The following is a 20,538-nucleotide window of genomic DNA, read 5'->3' on the forward strand; positions in this document are numbered from 1 at the left end:
AGTCGCTGAGAAAAGCAATTTAATCATTAAATTAGCATCAAAATTTTTATCAATGAAGAACTACCTTTCAATGTTATTGATGTTTTTGTTTTTTGTGGGAACTGCGCAAAATACGCCGCCAAAAGACACGTATGTAAAAGACAATTACACCAAACAGGAGTTTTATATTCCGATGCGTGATGGTACAAAATTGTTTACGGCAGTTTATATTCCGAAAGATATTTCGAATAAAAATAAATATCCTTTTTTGATGCAGAGAACCTGCTACAGCATTGCGCCTTATGGTGAAAACGAATACAAACAGAGAATTGGTCCGAATCAGTTTTTAATGAAAGACAAATACATTTTTGTGTATCAGGATGTTCGCGGAAGATATATGAGTGAAGGGATCTTCACGAATATGACACCGCAGGTTGAGAGAAAAACCAAGAAAGATGTTGACGAAAGTACAGATACCTACGACACGGTAGAATATTTGGTTAAAAACATCAAAAACAACAACGGTAAAGTCGGTCAGTTCGGAACTTCATATCCTGGTTTTTACACTGCGGTAGGAACTTTGGCGCAACATCCGGCTTTGGTGGCATCTTCTCCACAAGCTCCGATTTCAGATTTCTGGAACGACGATTTCCTGCATAATGGAAGATTTATGCTCGGTTATTTTAAAACGTTTCCGGTATTTGGAGTTCAGAAAACAAAACCTGAAAATAAAGCATGGTATTCTGATTCTATGATTAAAGCGACTTCTGAAGACGGTTTAAAATTCTATAGAGATATGGGAACTTTAAAAGACGGTTACGAGAAATATTACAAAAATAATTTCTTCATGACCGAAATTATGAACCATCCAAATTATGATGAATTTTGGCAGAAAAGAAATCTTTTGCCTCATCTTAAAAACATCGATCATGCAGTAATGACCGTTGGTGGGTGGTTTGATGCAGAAGACCTTTCAGGTCCTTTAAATATTTACAAAACCATTGAAAAGACAAGTCCGAAAGCTAAAAATACCATCGTGATGGGACCATTTTCTCACGGAGGTTGGGGACGTGAAGAAGGAAAACATTTTCATAATCAAATCTATTTTGGAGACAGTATCGCAACGTATTATCAGAAAAATGTTGAAACAAAATTTTTCAATCATTATCTAAAAGGTGATTCTAAAAAAGATGCAGGATTGCCTGAAGCTTTAATGTACGATACCGGAGCAAAACAGTGGAGAGAATTTGCAACATATCCTCCAAAAGAAGCAAAAAAAGTTAACTTTTATTTAGCTAACGGAACTTTAAAAAACAATGCACAACAAGGATTTTCTGAATATTACAGCGACCCAAATAATCCAGTTTTAAGTTCTGACAACCTGAAAGACTTTAACGGATTCACGCCAAGAAATTATATGTCGGAAGACCAAAGATTCGCTGTCGGAAGACCCGATGTTTTGACTTTCACCACCGATGTTTTAACAGAAGACATGACTTTCGCAGGAGAAATTTTAGCTAAATTAAATATCGCTTCAACTTCCACCGATGCTGATTTCGCAGTGAAAGTAATCGATGTTTATCCTGAAGACTTTAAACCCATTGAAAAGAAAGACGGCGTGATCTACGGAAATTATCATCAAATGGTAAGAAGTGAAATAATGCCTGCAAGATTCAGAAACTCCAGAGAAAAAGGAGAAGCTTTGGTTGCCAATCAGAAAACTGCCGTGAATTTCAGATTGCAGGATGTTGTACATACTTTTAAGAAAGGTCATAAGATACAGATTCAAATTTCTTCCACCTGGTTTCCGCTTTTTGCCATTAATCCGCAGAAATTTTTAGACAATCCTAATTTTGCAACGAAAGAAGATTATACAAAAGCATTTATAAAGGTCTTTGAAGATTCTTCGATTGAAGTTGAGGTTTTGAAATAAATTTTAAAAGCTGTTCGGATTGAACAGCTTTTTTGTTTTAAACGCAAAGGTTTTTAAGATTAAATTTATTATTTTAAGGAGCAAAGAATGGCGACAAGTCGCTGATTAAGCTTGAATAAAGCGTTCGCTTATTCAAATCAACTCTGTTGATGTTATCTTTGCTCCTTAAAAAGATAAATGATCATCAATAAATCTTTGCGTTAAAAAAGTTTATTGCTCAATAGTTCTAAAAGTCAAATTTACTCTTGGAGTTTTTACTTTTGTCGTTGGCGGAAGCCGATGCAGCCAGTTTTCCTGTGTAATTCCTTTCATTACCAATAAACTTCCGTTTTCCAATGAAATATCAATTCTTTCTTTGGAAATTTTATGTTTGAACGAAAACTTTCTTTCCGCTCCAAAAGTTAAGGATGCAATCGCTCCATGTTTTTTCAGGTCTTTTTCGCCGTCACTGTGATAAGCCATTCCTTCGCTTCCGTCGTGATATAAATTCAGAAGACATGAATTGTAAGTTTCACCGGAAACTTCTTCACATTTTTGTTTTAATTGCAATAATTCTGGAGTCCAGGGTTTTGCATATTTTGTCCGGTTTGAATAAGTGTATTCAAATGCTTTTTCACCAAACCATGCCACTTTTCTTTTGGTATAGATTAGTTTTCCAAAGATGACCGCCTCATCATTTTCCCACGGAATTTGGTTAAATAAATATTGATAATATTTTACGCATTCTTGATCAGAAAAAATCTTTCCGTAATAGTCTGTGACGCCGTCTTTGGGAAGGATATTGATGGGGAAATCTTGAATTTCGTCGAACAAACTCATCAGTTCAAATAATTTATAGATTAATAATTTAAACACAAATTACACAAATACTTCTCACTAATGAACACTAAAAAAATCTGTGGAAATTCGTGCAATCTGTGGGAGAAAATTACTTAGAGTAAGATAGAATCATCAGAATAAACCTTCGCACTTTCCCAGCCAATTATCAGTTGTTTTCTATCACTTCCCCACATATAGCCACCAATTTTCCCTGAAGATTGTATTACTCTATGACAAGGAATTAAAAACGCTACAGGATTACTTCCAATCGCAGTTCCTACAGCTCTTGAAGCTTTTGGATTTCCAATTTTATCGGCTAAATTTCCATAGGTTGACAATTTTCCCATTGGAATCGTTAATAAACTTTCCCAGACTTTGAGCTGAAAATCTGTTCCTTTAAGGTGTAATTTGATGGTATTAAGCTTTGTCCAATCTTTATTGAAAATCGACAATGCGTTTTGCTGAAAATCATCCTGCTTTTCAAAAAAAGATGCATTGGGAAATCTACTTTGTAAATCTCTCAATGCATTTTCTTTATCTTCTTCGAAAGCCATATAACAAATCCCTTTTTCGGTGGAAGCTGTGATGATTTTTCCAAACGGGCTTTCAGAGAAGCTATAATTGATATTTAAATTTTTTCCGCCATTTTTATATTCTGCAGGCGACATACCTTCAATTTTCACAAACAAATCATGCAATCTGCTTGTGCTTGAAAGTCCGGTCTCTAATGCTGCGTCAAATAATGTGGCTTTTTCTTCTTTCAGTAAACTTTTTGCATGCTCAAGACTGATGAACTGCAAAAATTTCTTCGGACTTGTTCCTGCCCAGTCTGTAAATATTCTCTGAAAATGTGCCGGACTTAGATTTACTTTTTCAGCAACCTCATCCAAATTCGGCTGAAGCTTAAAATTGCTCTGAATAAATTCTATCGCTTTGGCAATTCTCTGATAATCTATTTCGTCTTGTGTGAACATTTCGTTTTGTTTTGTATCACAAATTTCAAAAGAAAAACTGAAAGAAAAAATCCGTTTCGTGCGGAATTTTTGAAACTTTATAAAGTATATTTTTAACACATAAGTCACATTAGTTTTAGCTTAATACTTTGAAAATATTTAGAACACATCAGAGAAAATCAAAGATTTTCAAAGCTTATATGTTCTAAATATACATAGTCAAATTAAAACTCTCTGTGACTTATGTGTTTAATCTTTTTGTAATTAAAATTAACTCAAAAAAAGATTTTAGTCTTTGTTGATGTGATAATAAGCCAACATTTTATAATACAGTTTTGCTGCTAAAAATGCGCTTGGTTTTGAATACGCAGAATCCATCAATTCAACGATATCAAAAGCAACAACGTTACATTTTTCGAAAACTTTTCTTAACAATTCCAATGTTGGATACCATTGTAAACCACCTGGTTCCGGAGTTCCTGTTGAAGGAGCAATTGAAGGGTCAAAAGCATCCAAATCGATTGTGATATAAACATTTCCTGAAACTTTTTCTAAAACATCGTTTACCCAATTCTCATTATTGGCAATTTCATGAGCAAAAAATACTCTTCCTTCTGGTAAATATTCAACTTCCTCAACATCCATAGAACGGATTCCAACCTGAACCAAATTATGCTTTTGATTCGCTTCAAAAACCGCACACGCGTGATTAGAAGTAGAACCGTGGAATTCAGGACGAAGATCTGTGTGAGCATCTAACTGAAGAACCGTAAGATTTTCAAATTTCTCTCCAACCGCACGAATTGAACCAATAGAAACTGAATGTTCTCCACCAAAAAGCGTAAACAATTTATCCGTTGCCAAAAGCTCTTTTGTTTTCTGATAAACAGCTTCCGTCATAGCTTCAGGAGTTGAATTTTCAGAAACTTCTCCAGCTAAATAAACTCCTTCAAGATAAGGTTCTGTACCTGTTTCTATGTCGTACAATTCCATATTTTCAGAAGCATCAAGGAATAATTCAGGGCCTTTGTCTGCACCTTTTCCCCAAGTTGAAGTTCCATCATAAGGAACGGTTACCAAAACTACTTTTGAATTTTCTAATGAAGCATTTTCTTCAGGAATTCCTGCGTATGTTTTCATAATTTATAATTAAAAAATTAAATGATTTAAAGATTAAAATATTTGCGGCAAAGATAAGAAGAAGTTAGGAGAAAGCTGAAAGTTGGATGATGGAAGCCGGAAGTTTTTACTATTATAAATTAAATATCCGGATTTCAACTTCCCTCATCCAGCTTTAGGCTTCCAGCCAAAATCCTTACCTTTGTGAAAAATTCAAAAATATGTCCTTAAAAGCTGTTCTTTTCGATATGGATGGAGTAATTGTTGATACAGAACCTCTTCATAGAAAAGCTTATTTTAAAACATTCAACCAGCTAGAAATCGAGGTTTCTGAAGACCTTTACACTTCTTTTACAGGAGCTTCTACCAAAAGAGTTTGTGAAACTTTAATTTCTGAGTTTAATTTAACACATACTCACGAAGATATCACCAATATTAAAAGAACCCATTTCAAAGATTATTTTTACAACGATGAAGAGTTTGATTTAATTCCAGGAGTAAGGAAATTAATCGAACATTATTACGAAAATAACGTTAAATTGATTGTCGCTTCTTCAGCAAGTATGACCACCATCAATATGGTTTTTGACAAATTTGGTTTAGAAAAATATTTTAGCGGAAAGATAAGCGGTGCCGATTTAAAAGAATCAAAGCCTCATCCTGAAATTTTCCAGCTTGCTGCAAAAATGGCCAACGAACCGATTGAAAACTGTATGGTGATCGAAGATTCTACCAACGGAATTTTAGCAGCGCACAAAGCGAATATTTTCTGTACAGCGTATAAAAGTTTTCACTCTCATAATCAGGATTACAGTTTGGCAAATATGGTTATTACAGACTATTCCGAAATTGAAGTTGATAAAATTTCTAAACATTTTTAAAATATGAAAGCTCTCCAAATTGGAGAGCTTTTTACTTACTTACAATTAAATGAGTTTTATTTGAAAAAATAATCTGGTCAATTAGAACAACGTTTAATTCCTTAATTTTTTTTCGATTGGCTTCACTTAAATACTCATTAATTACAGGATTATTATAAATCTTAATTTGCATTTTATAGTTTTTATTTTCAAGCAAATATCCTATACCAGTTTTAGAAATTTTATCATAATAATAATTTCTAAAATCAACTTTTGTATTAACTATTATTTCTTCAAAAGGTTTCAAGAAGATAATATTATCATTAATGTATTTAGCTCTTACAACCCAATTCAAGGATTTTGTTTTATAAAATTTGTCTTTATAAGTTTTCAAAACGTTTAAACTATCATCATCAATTTTTTCTTGAATACTTTGTAGCCTACCAAGTTCTTCTACTAAATAATGAATTCGTGGAATATTTAATTCTAATGTATCTCTTAAATTATTAGAATCGAATAGTAATAATCTTGGATTAAAAACTTTTTCGTCAAGAGAAAGTTTTGTACTTGCATTTTCACCAAAATAATAATGATTAGGCGTTGCAAAGACACCAAAACTATTTTTATCCAGAATAAAATAAACATTATCTGATGTATTATTCTTAATACTATATTTAATATTGATAGGATTATAAAAGTCATTTAATTTAAAAGCAGTTTCAGAATCCAAAATTTCTACACTTACTTTTTGAGCATTTGAAAAAATCCCAAGACAAAATGTTAAAAGCATTAAAAATTTCACTCGCATCATTAAATAATTTGATTTTTAAATCTACATAAAATAAAAAGAACAGCTCCCATATTTGAGAACTGTTCTTTTATAATTTTTGGCTAAAGCCCGTTCCTATTGATTGATAAAATTATTGATATCCTAATAATTTCAAAATGTCTTCAGGTTCCTGTCTTTCTCTAAAGATCTCATACTGGAATTCTCCATTTTCATCTTTCTGGATCAAGATATGTCTTGGTTGCGGCATCAAACAGTGATGAACTCCACCATAACCACCAATTGTTTCCTGATACGCTCCAGTGTGGAAGAAACCAATATACAAAGGTTTTGTATCACTAAAAACTGGCAAATAGATTGCGTTAGTATGCTGTTCAGAGTTGTAATAATCATCAGAATCACAAGTTAATCCACCTAAGAAAACTCTTTCGTAAGAATCTTCCCAACGGTTTAGCGGAAGCATGATAAAGTGTCTTGAAATTGCCCAAGTATCAGGAAGCGTGGTCATAAAAGATGAATCAATCATATTCCACTTTTCTCTGTCGTTCTGACGTTTTTGAGAAATGATTTTATACAAATTGGCACCGCTTTCTCCAACTGTAAAACTTCCAAATTCAGTATAAATATTTGGTTCTTCTACTCCTTCTTCCTCACAGAATTTTTTGATCTGAGAAACGATTTCTTCCACCATATATTGGTAATCGTAATCAAAATTTAATGAAGTTTTAATTGGAAAACCACCACCAATATTTAATGAATTTACTTCCGGAGCAATTTTCTTTAAACGTGCATAAACACGAAGACATTTGTACAATTCATTCCAATAATAAGCCGTGTCTTTGATCCCGGTATTAATGAAAAAGTGAAGCATTTTCAGTCTTGCATTCGGATGTTCTGCAATTTTTTGACTGTAGTAAGGAATAATATCTTTATATCCGATTCCTAATCTTGAGGTATAAAATTCGAATTTCGGTTCTTCTTCAGAAGCAATTCTGATTCCGATATCAAAAGTCGTGTCGATACTTTCAGTTAACTTATCAAGTTCCCTGTAGTTATCTAAAATAGGAGTGATATTTTCAAAACCACTGTTGATCATATCTGAAATTTTCGCCAGATAATCATCCGTTTTGAAGCCGTTACAAATCACTTCTATACTTTTATCTACTTTACCTTCTGTGTAAAGCGATTTTACAATATCCATGTCGTAAGCTGAAGATGTTTCGATAGAAATATCGTTCTTCAAAGCTTCTTCAATTACAAATTTGAAATGGCTTGATTTTGTACAGTAACAGTATCTGTAGTTTTTTTTGTAATCGATTTTCTCAAAAGCTTCCTTAAACCAGCCTTTTGCTTTCTGAATATTCTGAGAAATCTTCGGGAGGTAACTTACCTTAAGAGGCGTTCCAAACTTCTCAACAACATCCATCAAAGGAATATCGTGAAAAGACAAATTGTTCTCAGAAACATTGAATTCTTCGGTTGGAAAATACAATGTCTGATCAATAAGTTCCGAGTATTTTATTTTCATTTTCTAATGAGTAAATTAAGAATGCAAAATTGCTAAAAAAGTTTGATTTTTTAGCGTTAAATTTATTATAAATTTCTGCAGCTTTTCGACTAAAAAATTAGTCTTTGATCAATACGTGAACTTAAGAATATATTCGTTTCTTTTATTTTCAGAGATTCCCAAATTTTGATGAATATAAATATCAATTGAGCCGTATTTCTTATCAATTTCAGAAAAAGCAGTCTCTAAATAATTCTTTTCTACCCAGCTTAATTTTTCGATAACATTTAAATCCATTTTTGGATACAAAAAATGCAGATTATGAGCGAGATGAAGCCTATTTTGCACTAATTGTTTGCGGTAATTGTTCGAAAGAAGATAATCGTTCTCAATCGTTGCTCTGTCAAATTTTAAAATGGTTAAAATTAATGCTGTTATTATTCCGGTTCTGTCTTTTCCGGCAGTACAATGATATAAAACAGGATTTTCTGAATCTAAAATCTCATGAATAATGTCCTTAATAATTCCCGGATTTTCTGTGACATAGTTTTTATAAAAATCCAGCATTCTTTCGTCTGCATCTGAACCTTTCACTTTTCCTTTTAAAACAAGTTTTTTTGCCTGATCCAGCTGATCGCCTTCATCTTCAAATGCAGAATAGTTTTTATAAATAAAAGTATCGGAAAGTTGATCCGGTTTTTGCGAAATTTCCTTTGAGTTTCTAAGATCAATAATCTCTTTAATTCCTAAATTTTCAAGAGTTTTAATTGATTTTTTCTTGAGTTGATGAAGATGTGCACTTCGATAAAGCATTCCTTCTTTTAAAATTCTGCCATCGATATTTTTGATATTTCCAATCGTTCTGAAATTGGTTACTTTCTTAATTGCAAATTGATTGTCAGTTTGTGAAATTCCGTATTCTGGCGTTGAAAAAGGCTGAGTTTTGCACGAGGAAACGCAGAGTAATAAAATGAACAGACTTATTATTTTAATTTGATTCTTCATCCTTTATTCCCACAGACTACTCTGTTTTTCAAAGTTTTTTCATCTTATTTTTATTGACTTCTACTTAAATATCACGCTTCTTGTTTCCTATAAAAATCAACAAATCTCCTTTTTCGTAATCAATAGAAACTTGATTTTCTACAGCCAAATTTCTCGTTAACATATCGGTTGTCATATTGGCGTTGACATTATCCAGTTCCCACTTCAGACCTTTTGTTTTAATATTTTCAACTACAGGAAAAGGATAAAGCGATATCATTTTATCTTTCACATCATTAATGATAAAACTTTCAGGAATAAAATAATATTCAGAAAATTCATCATAAAATTTAATATCCATTTTATCTTTAAATCTAAAAGCCACCGTAAGGTTTCCTAAAAAATGATCCTGCTCTCCTCCACTTCCACCAAAAACATCAACATTATGAAACCCTTTTTCTAAAATAATTTCTAAGGCTTTATGAAAATCTGTTTTCTCCTGATCAAGTGTAAGAATAAATTTATCCTGATACACATTTTCATCTGACCCAATATGAGAATCAAAATCTCCGGAAATAAAATCTAACTTTTCTAAAGGAAAATTGAGTTCCTTCAAATAATGAAAAGCACCATCAGTACAGGCAATCAGATTATAATTTTCTAAATTGGGAAAAGATCTCGGTGCATTACCATTGATAAAAAGAAGAACTTTCAATTTTTTTATTTTAATTTTACATTAGCTACTTTATCACCTGCCTTTACCTCTACAATCCTTATCAGCAAATCTTCATAATCATTACTGTAATATTTTTTTTCGTAATAATTTGTTACTCCTCCATTTCCATAAGCACTTCCAGTGTACTGGTTGTATGAGCCTGATAAAGTCCAAGGCAAATTTCCCATCAAAATATATTTTCCGGGTTTCATTTTAGGAAAAGTAAACTCTCCTTTTGAGTTGGTCTCGCAAGTGAGCCTATATCTGTACGCCTGAGTAGTCATATAAACCACAATTCCCTTTTTTAAATTTTCTTTTTGTGTTTTCAGGGTGTACCATTCTTGAAAATAAGGAGACAAAGGAAACAAATTTACCGTAATTTTATTAGCATAAACTTTTTCCGGATTTATTTTCCCAATAGATCTAGCCCTTGTAAAAGCTACACCGTGCATAGTAACATTACCTTCTGCCAGTCTCATTTTTGCGTCTAAAGAATCAAATTTTGTTTTTGGAAAAATTTCTTCTTTATATTCTCCTTGCTTATATTGTGCAGAAAACATTGATGTTAGTATCAAAAATACCAACAGTGTAAAATTTTTTTTCATTATTTATATTTTTTGTGTTTTAAAAATTATCTTTCATTCGGATTCCAATATTCTTCCGGCTCGTTATTTATTTTTGAAATATATCTTGCCAAAACAAACAGGTAATCAGAAAGACGGTTCAGGTATTTAATCAATTCAGGGCGCACTTCTTCAGATTCATTTAAGAATACCAGTGAACGTTCCGCTCTTCTACAAATAGTTCTGGCTGCGTGTAAAAAAGTCGCAGATTTTCCTCCACCCGGAAGAATAAAATATTGAAGTGGCTCTAATTTATCTTCAAAACCATCCATCCAGTTTTCTAACTCTTCAATTTCCGTACCAGAAATAATGAGAGGAAGACGAGATTTTCCGTTGGCCAACATCAATTTATCAACTGGAGTTGCTGCTTCTGAACCTACCGTAAACAAATCAAACTGAATTTTTTTTAACTGTTTCAAAACTTCTTCATCAGTGATATGGCTTTTTGAAATTCCAATAAAAGAATTCAGCTCGTCAATATTTCCGTAGCTGTCAACTCTTGCGCTAGCTTTTGAAACTCTTGTTCCGCCATATAAAGCGGTCTGTCCTTTATCTCCCGTTTTGGTATATATTTTCATAAGTAAATTTTCGTTGTTATTAAAAACCATTCATAATAATGGCAATTTCAAAAGACTAAATTACTTTTTTAAAATTATGCTGACAAATGTTTTAGAGTAAGTTTAAAGCAACATTGTTTACATGGAGCTTTTAATGATATAAACCGATTATTAAATCTTGTGAATTCATTTAATTGCAATGATAAAATAAATTTGATTTCGATATTTTTTATTTAATTTTAAATCACCAAATCATAAATAATAATTATGCAAACCAATCAACAGTTAAGCGACTTAATGGCGCTCGATTTAGGAATCAACCTAATCAACAGAAGACCTTACGCAAAAGAAGTTTTTAAATGGCAGGATATCGAGCTTCTTCCCCATTCGTCAACCGATACTTTACTTTGTGAAATCTACGAATGGAACGGTAGAAACTGGCGCACAACGAACAATAATCTTATTGGTTATTTATTTTCGGGTGAACAATTGAATACGGTAAAAAATCAATTATTAAACACTCCAAAATACACCGCATTAATCCCAGATTTTGAATTTACCAAAGACAGTATGATTGAATACGGCTTGTCGTTACCCTCTTTATTTAATATTGGAATTAATGGAAACATCAACAGTGCAAAAAATTTCTCAATTCGTGTAAATGGAGTAACAAAATCCAGAATTACCAATATCGATTCGCCAGGAATTGAAATTTTGAAAAGCTTTTCAGAATTTACACAGTCAAAATCTAAAACGTATCGTAAAAATATTAAGTTTAATTACTTGAGTATCTCTTTATTTTACGCTGAAAGTGTAGAAATTTTTCTTGAAAAAGAATCGGGAGTTGGTTTAGATGTCAGTTTTCAGACAACCAATGTGAATGTAGAAGCAAAAGTAGATACCGATACCAAAAAGCATTTTGTTTTAAAATATTCCGGAAATCAGGCTCCTTTTGCCGCAAAGTTTGTAAAAGGAAAAAACTTTGATGTGGAATAATTTTTTTTAAGTTATGAGTTAAAAATTATGAATTATGAGTTGATTGAAACCGAAGATTTCTTTGAAATCAGCTCATAATTCATAACTTATCATTTTAAACTTTTATTTGTTTAAAATCATTGCAGCTTCTTTTGCAGCATAAGTGAAAATCATGTCTGCTCCTGCTCTTTTGAAGCATGTTAAACTTTCAATAATTGCTTTATCATTATCAAGCCAGCCGTTTTGAGCAGCAGCTTTCAGCATTGCATATTCTCCGCTTACATTATAAACAGCAATTGGCAGATCGATCGCTTCACGCACTTTTGAAACAATATCTAAATACGGAAGACCCGGTTTGATCATAATAATATCTGCACCTTCTTCCACATCTTTGAAAACTTCATTCAACGCTTCACGCGAATTATGAAAATCCATCTGATAAGTCTTTTTATCTTTCGGAATTTCCATATTGTCTTTTGGAGCACTGTCTAAAGCACTTCTGAACGGTCCGTAAAACGAACTTGCATATTTTGCAGCGTAACTTAGAATTCCCACATCATGAAAACCGCTTTCTTCCAATGCTTCACGAATTGCCAAAACTCTGCCATCCATCATATCACTCGGTGCCACAATGTCAGCTCCGGCTTCAGCATGTGAAACAGCCATTTTTGCCAACGCATCATTGGTTGCATCATTGATGATTTTTCCGTTTTCTATAATTCCGTCATGACCGTAAATTGAGTAAGGATCTAAGGCTACATCGGGCATAATCACCATTTCAGGCACTGCATCTTTAATTGCTTTGATGGTATTTTGCATTAAACCATCTTTGTTCCACGCTTCTTTTCCGGTGTTATCTTTCAAATGATCTGAAACTTTCATATAAAGATTAACCGCTTTCACGCCTAAAGAAAATAATTCTTTACATTCTTTTACCGTAAGATCGATGCTTCGCCTGAAAATTCCGGGCATTGAAGCAATTGCTTCTTCTTTATTTTCGCCCTCCATTACGAAAATAGGCATTACAAAATCGTTCACTGAAAGACTGCATTCTCTTACCAAACCTCTCATCGATTCATTCACTCTTAGTCTTCTGTTTCTAGAATATATCATCTTTGGAATACTTTTTGAATAATTTATTGCAAATTTAATATAAGTTCTACAAAAAACTATTGCAGATGATTATAGAATTTATTATTTTTGTTAGTAATATTTAAGCAAATATATCGTTGATGAAAAAACTTTTACTTTTATTTATATTTAGTGGTGCTACCATTGGGTTTTCTGATAATCTGAAAGCACAAATAAAAGAGCCAACTTCCACTACTCAGAAATCAGATGACGGTGTTTTAACAGCATATCCTAATCCTGCGAAAGATTTTTTGATGGTGAAAGCGAAAGATTCTTCATTGAAAATTAAAAATGTTTCTTTTTATTCTATATTGGGAACTCAGGTTGCCAGTTACAATATCAACAGCAACAATGCTGAGATTAATATTCAGAAACTGAAACCCGGAAAATATCTTATCAGATATATTCTAAGCGACAATACACAAAAAGTTACTCAAATAGTAAAGCAATAATATTGAAATCCTGATAATCATCAGGATTTTTTCTTTTAGCACATTTTTTTTCAATTATTCCGTAACTTTCGGGATATTTCATAACTAATTGTAAAAACAATTTTAATGCTAAAAGCTGAACAAATTACTAAAACCTACAATGCCGGAAAAAAGACTGCATTAGACGATTTTAGCATACACGTTCCGAAAGGAAGTATTTACGGTCTTCTGGGACCAAACGGAGCAGGAAAAACTTCATTCATCCGAATTATTAATCAGATTACACAAGCCGATTCAGGAAACGTTTTCATTAACGGAGAAAAGCTGAATCCGAATCATATTAAAGATATTGGCTATATGCCTGAAGAACGTGGTCTTTATAAAAACATGAGCGTTGGAGATCAGATTCTTTACTTCGGGGAACTGAAAGGAATGACCAAAAATGATGCTCTGAACGAAGCAAAAAAATGGTTTGATAAGCTTAATATCGATCAATGGTGGAAGAAAAAACTCTCTGAACTTTCAAAAGGGATGGCTCAGAAAATACAGTTCGTTGTAACCGTTCTTCACAGACCGCATCTTTTAATTTTGGATGAACCGTTTTCAGGTTTTGATCCGGTGAACGCCAATTTAATTAAAGATCAGATTATCGAGCTTAAAAATAACGGAACGACCATCATTCTTTCAACTCACAGAATGGAAAGTGTGGAAGAAATGTGCGATTATGTAGCTTTGATTAATAATTCTAAAAAAATAATCGACGGAAGAGTTTTTGACGTACGTGAAAAATTTAAGAAAAATATTTTTGGAGTTACCTTGTCTGAAGTCAACGATTATCAATTTGATCAGTTTAAAAACAAATATGGAATTTTCAACATCAGTAATGAAAATAACCTCGTTTCTTTTGATTTGAAAAACGAAGCAGATCAAAATAATATCCTTTTAGATCTGGTTAATGTAGGAAAAGTAAGATCTTTCGACGAAAGAATTCCGAGCATGAATGAAGTATTTATCAATGCGGTAAGCAATCACTCTTAATTTTATGAACAATATTTTTTTAATTACAAAAAGGGAATTTCTTACGCAGGTTAAGAAAAAATCCTTCGTTATACTCACATTGTTGGCTCCGGTTATGATTATTGCTTTTGGAGCGGTTGTAGGAATGATGTTTAAAGCTAACCAATCTCACAATGTGATTGAAGTGGTTGATAACAGCGGGCTTTTTAAAGGGCAACTGAAGTCTGATGAAAAAATCAACTATGTATTTATTCCTTCTGCAGAAGAACAATCTAAGCTTAAAAATCTAAAAGGCAATGAAACTTTGGACGGAATTTTAATACTTCCGGCTTTATCAGGGAATAATTTGGATGATTTAGAGAAAAGCACCCGATTGGTTGTTAACACTAAAATCGGTTTCGACACCAAACAACAGATTATTTCAGACATTACCAATGTTATCAAAAAAGAAAAAATAAAGCAACTTGGAATTCAGGAAGCGCAACTTGCCAATCTTGATAAAAGCTTTACTTTAAAAACCATTAACGTTTCTGAAGATAATAAAGAAGATTCAGATTTGGCATTTGGTGTAAAAAGCGCTCTAAGCATGGTTTTGATGTATGTAACATTTATGTTTATTATCATTTACGGAGTTCGTGTAATGCGAAGTGTTTTAGAAGAGAAAAACAACCGTGTTGTAGAAATCATCATTTCTTCTGTAAAACCTTTTGAGCTGATGATGGGGAAAATTTTGGGTGTAACCATGGTTGCTTTAACGCAGTTTATTGTATGGATTATGATGTCTGTAGTTGGAGCTTTGGTTTTAAACACAGGTTTTTCATCACTTCAGAAAAATATTCCGGGAGGAAATGAAGAATTGATGAGCAAACTAGATATTGCGCAAATAGCAACACAGGTTTCTCACAGTTTATTAGAATTAAATTTCCCGTTGATTATTTTTGTATTCATTATATTTTTCCTTTTAGGATATATGTTTTACAGCTCTGTTTATGCAGCGATTGGTTCGGCGGTTGACAACGAAACAGAAACTCAGCAATTTACTTTATTTGCCATTCTTCCGCTTACTTTAGGAATGTATGGAAGTATTTCTGTACTTAATAATCCTGACGGACCGGTTGGTTTCTGGATGTCTATTATTCCGTTTACTTCACCCGTTGCGATGGTTGCAAGAATTCCGTTTGGAGTTCCGGCTTGGCAGATTGCTTTGTCGATTGCTTTATTAGCAGGGACTACTTTTTTTATGATTTTCCTTGCTGGAAAAATTTACAGAGTAGGAATTCTGATGTATGGAAATAAGGCGACTTTGAAGGAAATCTGGAAATGGATTAGAGGATAAAAGATGAAAAATAAAATTCAATTATTGAGGGAGGAAAACAGACTTACTCAAAAGGAACTCGCCGAAAAAGCTGGTCTTTCGTTAAGAACCATCCAGAGAATTGAAGCAGGAAATATTCCTAAAGGTTTTACACTGAAAGCACTTGCTGAAAGTTTAAATACAACACCTGAAAATTTAATTGAAAAAGAAAATGATAATGTAGAAAGGGCAAAACTGATAAACAGTTCTGCCCTTTTTGGTTTAATTATTCCGTTTGGAGGAATAATTTTTCCACTTATACTTACTTATAAAACACATGATGTTTACAACAAACTCCTCGGAAAAAATATTGTTGCTCTTCAAATCATTCTTTCTGTAACAATGTCTTTGTTTTTAATTGCAAGCCCGTTTCTTCAAAAAGAATTATCAATTAAATTTCCTGTTTTCTTGATTGTATTGATTACTTTTTTATTCCTAAAATTAATTGCTATCATTATCAATGGAATCGCTTTGAACAAAAAGAAAGATTTACATATAAAACTGAAATTCAATTTCTTGTAAAATAAAAAATGAATTGACGTAAAATTGTCGTATCATTTTTATCGCAAAATTCAGTTTTAAAACGGAATCTTGCATAAAAATAATATATGAAAATTTTAAAGAAAATTGTCTTAGCATTTTTACTTATCTTAACTCTTCTTTGCCTTGGTTTTTATTTTTATTTCGACCAAAAATTCAGTCCCGAAGAAAATTATTTAACCGTAAAAAATGAAAGTGGAAAAGTCAATATAAAATGGCTCGGCGAAAACAAAAATGTCTTGCTTTTACCAGTTCATCTTCAAAATGATTCTGTAACTTATTTTATGCAATTTGATACAGGATCTCCCACCACTCTATTTTATGAGAATTCATTAGAAGCTTTTAAAAATAAAAACCAAATCAAAACTCAATTTAAAATTGGAAATACTGACGTTTCTTCGGATCGATTTAAAATAATTTCAGTGGGCAAAAATAACGATAAAGATTCCCTTAAAATTATCGGAACAATTGGAAGTGATCTTTTGGATCAAAATAAAACCATGATTAATTTCAAAGAAGGTTATGTTGTTTTTAATATATTAAAAGAGCCAAAAAGTTTCAGCAATACAAAGTTGGATTTCAAATTCAAAAAGAGAAAAATAATTATCACGGGTACTTTAAATGGAAAACAAGAACAATTCTTATATGATTCCGGAACCAGTGCATATGAACTTTTGACTAATAAAGAAAATTGGGAAAAATTAAAATCACCAAATTCAAAACCTGTTGTAGAAAAAGCTCAGTCGTGGGAAAGAATACTTACAAGCTATACTGCAAAATCGAATCAGACCATCAAGTTTAAAAATAAAGAGCTTATTTTGAGTGAAGTTACCTACGTTGAAGGAATTTCACAATCCCAATATATGCTGATGAAATTTTCCGGAATGACCGGAATGCTGGGAAATAAAATTTTCCTAAACAATTCTTTATATATTGATTGCAAGGAAGAAAAAATTTCAATCAATTAAAACTTTACAGGCAACTTTATAAACAAAAATCCCGAAGTGTAAACTCCGGGATTTTTTATGCTTTGATTTTAAAAAATTTTATTTAAAAATATAGCTCAAAGTCAAACTAAGAACCTGTTCAGATTTCTTTTTAGCCGTATTGGGATCTTTGGTAAAATCCTCAACAAGATCAGGATACGTATTTGAAAGTCCTAAATCATATTTTAAAGCTAATTCTAACTGTCTTTTGTAGCTATACCCTATTCCTGCGCCAATGGCAAAATTAAAGCTGTTTGCTTTACCGCTAATCTTTGGGTACTCGGGAACAGTTACATCAGGATCATAATAAGGTCGTCCTGCAGGAGCATTTTTTACATTCTGACTAAGCAAGAAGTTGAATCTAGGACCAATTAATCCAAAAAACTCTGATTCTGCTTCAGAAAAATACCCCTTAAAGTAGATAGGAACACTTACATAGTTATTGGCATACATTGCGTTATAACCATCAGCTCCTTTCGAATCTTTATGTTTTCCTGACTCTCCGGCTCCGTAATACGTAACCTCGGGTTGCAAATAGAACTGATTTGCTCCACCCATTGGAATTAAAGCTAAAAACCCACCCTGAAAAGCAAATCTTGCTCCTGAAGGATTGTGTGCATTTTTAACTCTGGAATAGTTTGCACCTGCGGTAAGACCGAATCTTGTACTTCTTAAATCGATTTGTGCGAACGATAAAAAAGAAAAAGCCAATGCAGATGTTAATAAAATTTTTTTCATATCATATTGTTTTTATTTATCCTAAGATTTTTGCTACAGTAGCACCGATATCAGCAGGAGAATCTACAACGTTGATTCCGTTTTCTCTCATGATTTCCATTTTTGCCTGAGCTGTATCTTCTGCACCACCAACGATTGCACCAGCGTGTCCCATTGTTCTTCCTTTAGGAGCAGTTTGTCCTGCGATGAAACCTACTACCGGTTTTGTAGAACCACTTGCTTTGTACCATCTTGCAGCTTCAGCTTCAAGACCACCACCGATTTCTCCGATCATTACAACCGCTTCAGTTTCTGGATCGTTGATGAATAATTCTAAAGCTTCTTTAGTAGTAGTTCCGATAATTGGGTCACCACCAATTCCGATTGCAGTAGAAATACCGTAACCCGCTCTTACCACCTGATCAGCAGCTTCATAAGTAAGAGTTCCTGACTTAGAAACGATTCCTACTTTTCCTTTTTTGAAAACGAAACCTGGCATAATACCAATTTTAGCTTCTTCAGAAGTGATGATTCCAGGACAGTTTGGTCCGATCAATCTGCAGTCTTTGTCTGCGATATAAGCTTTTACTTTCACCATATCTGCAACAGGAATACCTTCTGTAATACAAACGATTACTTTAATACCCGCTTCAGCAGCTTCCATAATAGCATCTGCAGCAAATGCAGGTGGTACGAAAATGATACTTACATTAGCTCCAGCTTTAGATACAGCATCAGCAACAGTGTTGAATACCGGCTTTCCTAAGTGCTCGCTTCCTCCTTTTCCTGGAGTAACACCACCTACAACGTTTGTTCCGTATTCGATCATCTGACCTGCGTGGAAAGTACCTTCGTTCCCTGTAAATCCTTGTACAATTACTTTAGAATCTTTGTTTACTAAAATTGACATTTTATTGTTTTTTAAATTTATTTATTTTAATGCTCACAAATTTACTTATTTTTCTTTGATTTCAAATAAAACCTTACTGCGAATCTTTATACAACGAGTTAAAATATTCAAAATTTGTATTTATCGGTCTTTGATTACCTTACTGAAACTGAGGAAATATACTGCAAGGAAGCTGAGGTTCTGAATCTTTACAGGATTCTAAAGGAATGCCTTCTGTCTGCTTAGGAATATCATCTTACCACCTCGGAAAATCATCTGTCTGTATCGTAATACCATCTTACCATCTCGGAAAATCATCTTACTACTACGGAAAATCATCCTGATAGCAAAAAATACTATCTGTCTGCTTCGGAATACCATCTTACTACTACGGAAAACCATCTGTACACTTCGGAATGCTATCTTACCACCTCGGAAAGCCATTTTACTACTTCGGAAAATCATCTTTCTGCTTTGTCATTCCGCAGAAATAAAAGATTCGCATTGAAGTGTCTGTGAAACGAATGTAAAATACTCATTAATAGAACTTTTGTATTTAACTCAAAGTTTGATTTTTATAAATTTTATTTTATGGAGCAAAGATGAATCAATAAATTGATTTTATGAAGCGTACGTTTATTCAGGCTTCATCAGAGACTTTGTCGCTATTCTTTGCTTACTTAAGATAATAAGCTCATAATTAAAATCTTTGCGTTAAAAAAAAAAAGAATTTCAATTTCTTATTCCAAGTTCAGTTAATTAGAGAGTACAAAATACCTCCTTTAGTAAAATACAATAAATACAGGCGTACTATTCTTTTATCGAAGAATAATAAAGCAACGATTGAAAAAAACATAGCATTCACTTTCAATAAAAAATGCCCGATTAAAGAATCAGACATTTTTAGCTTTTATCCCTGTAATGGAATTTCATTATCGTGACGGGTTCCAAGATCAGATATTTTACGGGAAATTTTATAATTGCCGTGAAATGAAGGATTCAGAATATCATACTTTTTCATCAGCCTGTCGAGTTTTTTCAAGCATGCATTCAGTTTTTTGAATTCCTCTTCCAGAAATTTGGTCGCATTTTTTGTAGTGTCTTTGCTTAAACCGGCATCATACGCTTTTGCATCAAAATTATTAATTGCAGTAAGCCACTGCTCTGCTTCTGTAATAGTAACGTAATCGGGGTTAAGATTCCCTATATTATCATTCACCAATGTATAAAGCTTATTACAGTAAATTTTAGCCTCTACTCCACTCATATTTTTAATTTTAGTTTTATTGGTGGTAAGCTGTTTGCTCAACGGGCTATTTTTATCATCAAAATAATCAGCTGCCGAATTGGCGTAAGCCACAGTAAGATTAATCATTAATAATCTTGCATCTGTTTTTAAACTTGTATTAGCAGTGGTATCTGTACTTTGAACAGTCGCTAAAGATTCGAGATTATCTACAATAGAGTTAAATTCTGAAATTCTTGTGACAAGAGGGTTATTACCTTCATATTTTGTCTGTTCTGCTGAAAAAAGCTGCTTAAGGATTTTGGCCATGTTTACCCTGTTGGATTGTTTTGTCGTCATTGTGTTTTTATTTTAAGAATAATAACAAATGCAGAAAATATTTTAATATATGCAAATATTATTATCGTTAATAATAA

General features: G+C 32.8%; 21 protein-coding genes. 8 read left to right on the top strand and 13 right to left on the bottom strand.

The genetic code is table 11. The annotated features are described in order from the left end of the window. Positions 1-52: 52 nt before the first annotated feature. A complete protein-coding gene (locus OEW74_RS02955; protein ID WP_265427077.1) occupies positions 53-1,912 on the top strand; it encodes a CocE/NonD family hydrolase in 1,860 nt (619 codons plus the stop codon). A gap of 210 nt (positions 1,913-2,122) precedes the next feature. Here the strand turns inward: OEW74_RS02955 and OEW74_RS02960 are convergent, their stop codons facing one another. The 3 genes from OEW74_RS02960 to speB form a co-directional block, all read right to left on the bottom strand. Next, complete coding sequence (locus OEW74_RS02960) at positions 2,123-2,731, bottom strand: alpha-ketoglutarate-dependent dioxygenase AlkB family protein (protein WP_265427078.1); 609 nt, start codon at positions 2,729-2,731, stop codon at positions 2,123-2,125. Between the two features lie 113 nt (positions 2,732-2,844). After that, positions 2,845-3,705, bottom strand: coding sequence for a bifunctional helix-turn-helix domain-containing protein/methylated-DNA--[protein]-cysteine S-methyltransferase (locus OEW74_RS02965; protein ID WP_265427079.1), 861 nt, complete (start codon positions 3,703-3,705; stop codon positions 2,845-2,847). A gap of 267 nt (positions 3,706-3,972) precedes the next feature. Beyond that, the gene (gene speB, locus OEW74_RS02970; RefSeq protein ID WP_074229564.1) at positions 3,973-4,824 is read right to left on the bottom strand and encodes an agmatinase; all 852 of its coding nucleotides are present in this window, start codon (positions 4,822-4,824) and stop codon (positions 3,973-3,975) included. Positions 4,825-5,024: 200 nt separating this feature from the next. On the opposite strand from speB, the gene OEW74_RS02975 reads away from it, so the two are divergent. Continuing rightward, entirely contained in the window at positions 5,025-5,684 is a 660-nt protein-coding gene (locus OEW74_RS02975) for an HAD family hydrolase (RefSeq protein WP_230638245.1), read from the top strand. Between the two features lie 31 nt (positions 5,685-5,715). Here OEW74_RS02975 and OEW74_RS02980 read toward each other — a convergent pair whose 3' ends face one another. The 6 genes from OEW74_RS02980 to OEW74_RS03005 all read right to left on the bottom strand — a co-directional run bounded on the left by OEW74_RS02980 (position 5,716) and on the right by OEW74_RS03005 (position 10,857). Continuing rightward, positions 5,716-6,474: a hypothetical protein gene (locus tag OEW74_RS02980; RefSeq protein ID WP_265427080.1), complete on the bottom strand. Its 759-nt coding sequence runs from the start codon at positions 6,472-6,474 to the stop codon at positions 5,716-5,718. 109 nt (positions 6,475-6,583) lie between these two features. Then, positions 6,584-7,978: an arginine decarboxylase gene (locus tag OEW74_RS02985; RefSeq protein WP_265427081.1), complete on the bottom strand. Its 1,395-nt coding sequence runs from the start codon at positions 7,976-7,978 to the stop codon at positions 6,584-6,586. A gap of 108 nt (positions 7,979-8,086) precedes the next feature. Next, complete coding sequence (locus OEW74_RS02990; RefSeq protein WP_265427082.1) at positions 8,087-8,962, bottom strand: tyrosine-protein phosphatase; 876 nt, start codon at positions 8,960-8,962, stop codon at positions 8,087-8,089. 64 nt (positions 8,963-9,026) lie between these two features. Next, positions 9,027-9,656, bottom strand: coding sequence for a thiamine diphosphokinase (locus tag OEW74_RS02995; protein ID WP_265427083.1), 630 nt, complete (start codon positions 9,654-9,656; stop codon positions 9,027-9,029). Between the two features lie 5 nt (positions 9,657-9,661). Beyond that, on the bottom strand, positions 9,662-10,261 hold the full coding sequence (locus OEW74_RS03000; RefSeq protein ID WP_265427084.1) for a hypothetical protein: 600 nt from the start codon (positions 10,259-10,261) through the stop codon (positions 9,662-9,664). Positions 10,262-10,287: 26 nt separating this feature from the next. Next, positions 10,288-10,857, bottom strand: a complete 570-nt coding sequence (locus tag OEW74_RS03005; RefSeq protein WP_265427085.1) for a cob(I)yrinic acid a,c-diamide adenosyltransferase — start codon at positions 10,855-10,857, stop codon at positions 10,288-10,290. Between the two features lie 246 nt (positions 10,858-11,103). Between OEW74_RS03005 and OEW74_RS03010 the strand changes: the two genes are divergently transcribed. After that, positions 11,104-11,832: a hypothetical protein gene (locus tag OEW74_RS03010; protein WP_265427086.1), complete on the top strand. Its 729-nt coding sequence runs from the start codon at positions 11,104-11,106 to the stop codon at positions 11,830-11,832. Between the two features lie 102 nt (positions 11,833-11,934). Here OEW74_RS03010 and hemB read toward each other — a convergent pair whose 3' ends face one another. Next, the gene (hemB, locus tag OEW74_RS03015; protein WP_265427087.1) at positions 11,935-12,924 is read right to left on the bottom strand and encodes a porphobilinogen synthase; all 990 of its coding nucleotides are present in this window, start codon (positions 12,922-12,924) and stop codon (positions 11,935-11,937) included. Between the two features lie 119 nt (positions 12,925-13,043). Between hemB and OEW74_RS03020 the strand changes: the two genes are divergently transcribed. From OEW74_RS03020 to OEW74_RS03040, 5 genes are all read left to right on the top strand, one after another. After that, positions 13,044-13,394 carry a T9SS type A sorting domain-containing protein gene (locus OEW74_RS03020; RefSeq protein ID WP_265427088.1) on the top strand — a complete coding sequence of 117 codons (351 nt, stop codon included), beginning with the start codon at positions 13,044-13,046 and terminating at the stop codon, positions 13,392-13,394. A 105-nt stretch (positions 13,395-13,499) separates the two neighbouring features. Beyond that, positions 13,500-14,411, top strand: coding sequence for an ABC transporter ATP-binding protein (locus OEW74_RS03025; RefSeq protein ID WP_265427089.1), 912 nt, complete (start codon positions 13,500-13,502; stop codon positions 14,409-14,411). Between the two features lie 4 nt (positions 14,412-14,415). After that, entirely contained in the window at positions 14,416-15,726 is a 1,311-nt protein-coding gene (locus tag OEW74_RS03030; RefSeq protein ID WP_265427090.1) for an ABC transporter permease, read from the top strand. 3 nt (positions 15,727-15,729) lie between these two features. Continuing rightward, complete coding sequence (locus OEW74_RS03035) at positions 15,730-16,266, top strand: helix-turn-helix domain-containing protein (RefSeq protein WP_265427091.1); 537 nt, start codon at positions 15,730-15,732, stop codon at positions 16,264-16,266. An 86-nt stretch (positions 16,267-16,352) separates the two neighbouring features. Next, positions 16,353-17,252 carry a hypothetical protein gene (locus OEW74_RS03040; RefSeq protein WP_265427092.1) on the top strand — a complete coding sequence of 300 codons (900 nt, stop codon included), beginning with the start codon at positions 16,353-16,355 and terminating at the stop codon, positions 17,250-17,252. A gap of 78 nt (positions 17,253-17,330) precedes the next feature. Here the strand turns inward: OEW74_RS03040 and OEW74_RS03045 are convergent, their stop codons facing one another. The 3 genes from OEW74_RS03045 to OEW74_RS03055 all read right to left on the bottom strand — a co-directional run bounded on the left by OEW74_RS03045 (position 17,331) and on the right by OEW74_RS03055 (position 20,461). After that, positions 17,331-18,008 (bottom strand): porin family protein, encoded by a 678-nt coding sequence (locus tag OEW74_RS03045; protein WP_265427093.1) that lies wholly within the window; start codon positions 18,006-18,008, stop codon positions 17,331-17,333. A gap of 16 nt (positions 18,009-18,024) precedes the next feature. Next, a complete protein-coding gene (gene sucD / locus OEW74_RS03050; RefSeq protein ID WP_265427094.1) occupies positions 18,025-18,897 on the bottom strand; it encodes a succinate--CoA ligase subunit alpha in 873 nt (290 codons plus the stop codon). A gap of 889 nt (positions 18,898-19,786) precedes the next feature. Further along, positions 19,787-20,461 (bottom strand): hypothetical protein, encoded by a 675-nt coding sequence (locus OEW74_RS03055; protein ID WP_265427095.1) that lies wholly within the window; start codon positions 20,459-20,461, stop codon positions 19,787-19,789. Positions 20,462-20,538 lie beyond the last annotated feature (77 nt).

Origin of the sequence: Chryseobacterium sp. YIM B08800 (assembly GCF_026163565.1) — a bacterium.
Lineage (GTDB): Bacteria > Bacteroidota > Bacteroidia > Flavobacteriales > Weeksellaceae > Chryseobacterium.

Coding starts and splice junctions, on each gene's coding strand:
- OEW74_RS02955 (WP_265427077.1), top strand. CDS start 53: ATGAAGAACTACCTTTCAATGTTATTGATGTTTTTGTTTTTTGTGGGA.
- OEW74_RS02960 (WP_265427078.1), bottom strand. CDS start 2,731: ATGAGTTTGTTCGACGAAATTCAAGATTTCCCCATCAATATCCTTCCC.
- OEW74_RS02965 (WP_265427079.1), bottom strand. CDS start 3,705: ATGTTCACACAAGACGAAATAGATTATCAGAGAATTGCCAAAGCGATA.
- speB (WP_074229564.1), bottom strand. CDS start 4,824: ATGAAAACATACGCAGGAATTCCTGAAGAAAATGCTTCATTAGAAAAT.
- OEW74_RS02975 (WP_230638245.1), top strand. CDS start 5,025: ATGTCCTTAAAAGCTGTTCTTTTCGATATGGATGGAGTAATTGTTGAT.
- OEW74_RS02980 (WP_265427080.1), bottom strand. CDS start 6,474: ATGATGCGAGTGAAATTTTTAATGCTTTTAACATTTTGTCTTGGGATT.
- OEW74_RS02985 (WP_265427081.1), bottom strand. CDS start 7,978: ATGAAAATAAAATACTCGGAACTTATTGATCAGACATTGTATTTTCCA.
- OEW74_RS02990 (WP_265427082.1), bottom strand. CDS start 8,962: ATGAAGAATCAAATTAAAATAATAAGTCTGTTCATTTTATTACTCTGC.
- OEW74_RS03000 (WP_265427084.1), bottom strand. CDS start 10,261: ATGAAAAAAAATTTTACACTGTTGGTATTTTTGATACTAACATCAATG.
- OEW74_RS03005 (WP_265427085.1), bottom strand. CDS start 10,857: ATGAAAATATATACCAAAACGGGAGATAAAGGACAGACCGCTTTATAT.
- OEW74_RS03010 (WP_265427086.1), top strand. CDS start 11,104: ATGCAAACCAATCAACAGTTAAGCGACTTAATGGCGCTCGATTTAGGA.
- hemB (WP_265427087.1), bottom strand. CDS start 12,924: ATGATATATTCTAGAAACAGAAGACTAAGAGTGAATGAATCGATGAGA.
- OEW74_RS03020 (WP_265427088.1), top strand. CDS start 13,044: ATGAAAAAACTTTTACTTTTATTTATATTTAGTGGTGCTACCATTGGG.
- OEW74_RS03025 (WP_265427089.1), top strand. CDS start 13,500: ATGCTAAAAGCTGAACAAATTACTAAAACCTACAATGCCGGAAAAAAG.
- OEW74_RS03030 (WP_265427090.1), top strand. CDS start 14,416: ATGAACAATATTTTTTTAATTACAAAAAGGGAATTTCTTACGCAGGTT.
- OEW74_RS03035 (WP_265427091.1), top strand. CDS start 15,730: ATGAAAAATAAAATTCAATTATTGAGGGAGGAAAACAGACTTACTCAA.
- OEW74_RS03040 (WP_265427092.1), top strand. CDS start 16,353: ATGAAAATTTTAAAGAAAATTGTCTTAGCATTTTTACTTATCTTAACT.
- OEW74_RS03045 (WP_265427093.1), bottom strand. CDS start 18,008: ATGAAAAAAATTTTATTAACATCTGCATTGGCTTTTTCTTTTTTATCG.
- sucD (WP_265427094.1), bottom strand. CDS start 18,897: ATGTCAATTTTAGTAAACAAAGATTCTAAAGTAATTGTACAAGGATTT.
- OEW74_RS03055 (WP_265427095.1), bottom strand. CDS start 20,461: ATGACGACAAAACAATCCAACAGGGTAAACATGGCCAAAATCCTTAAG.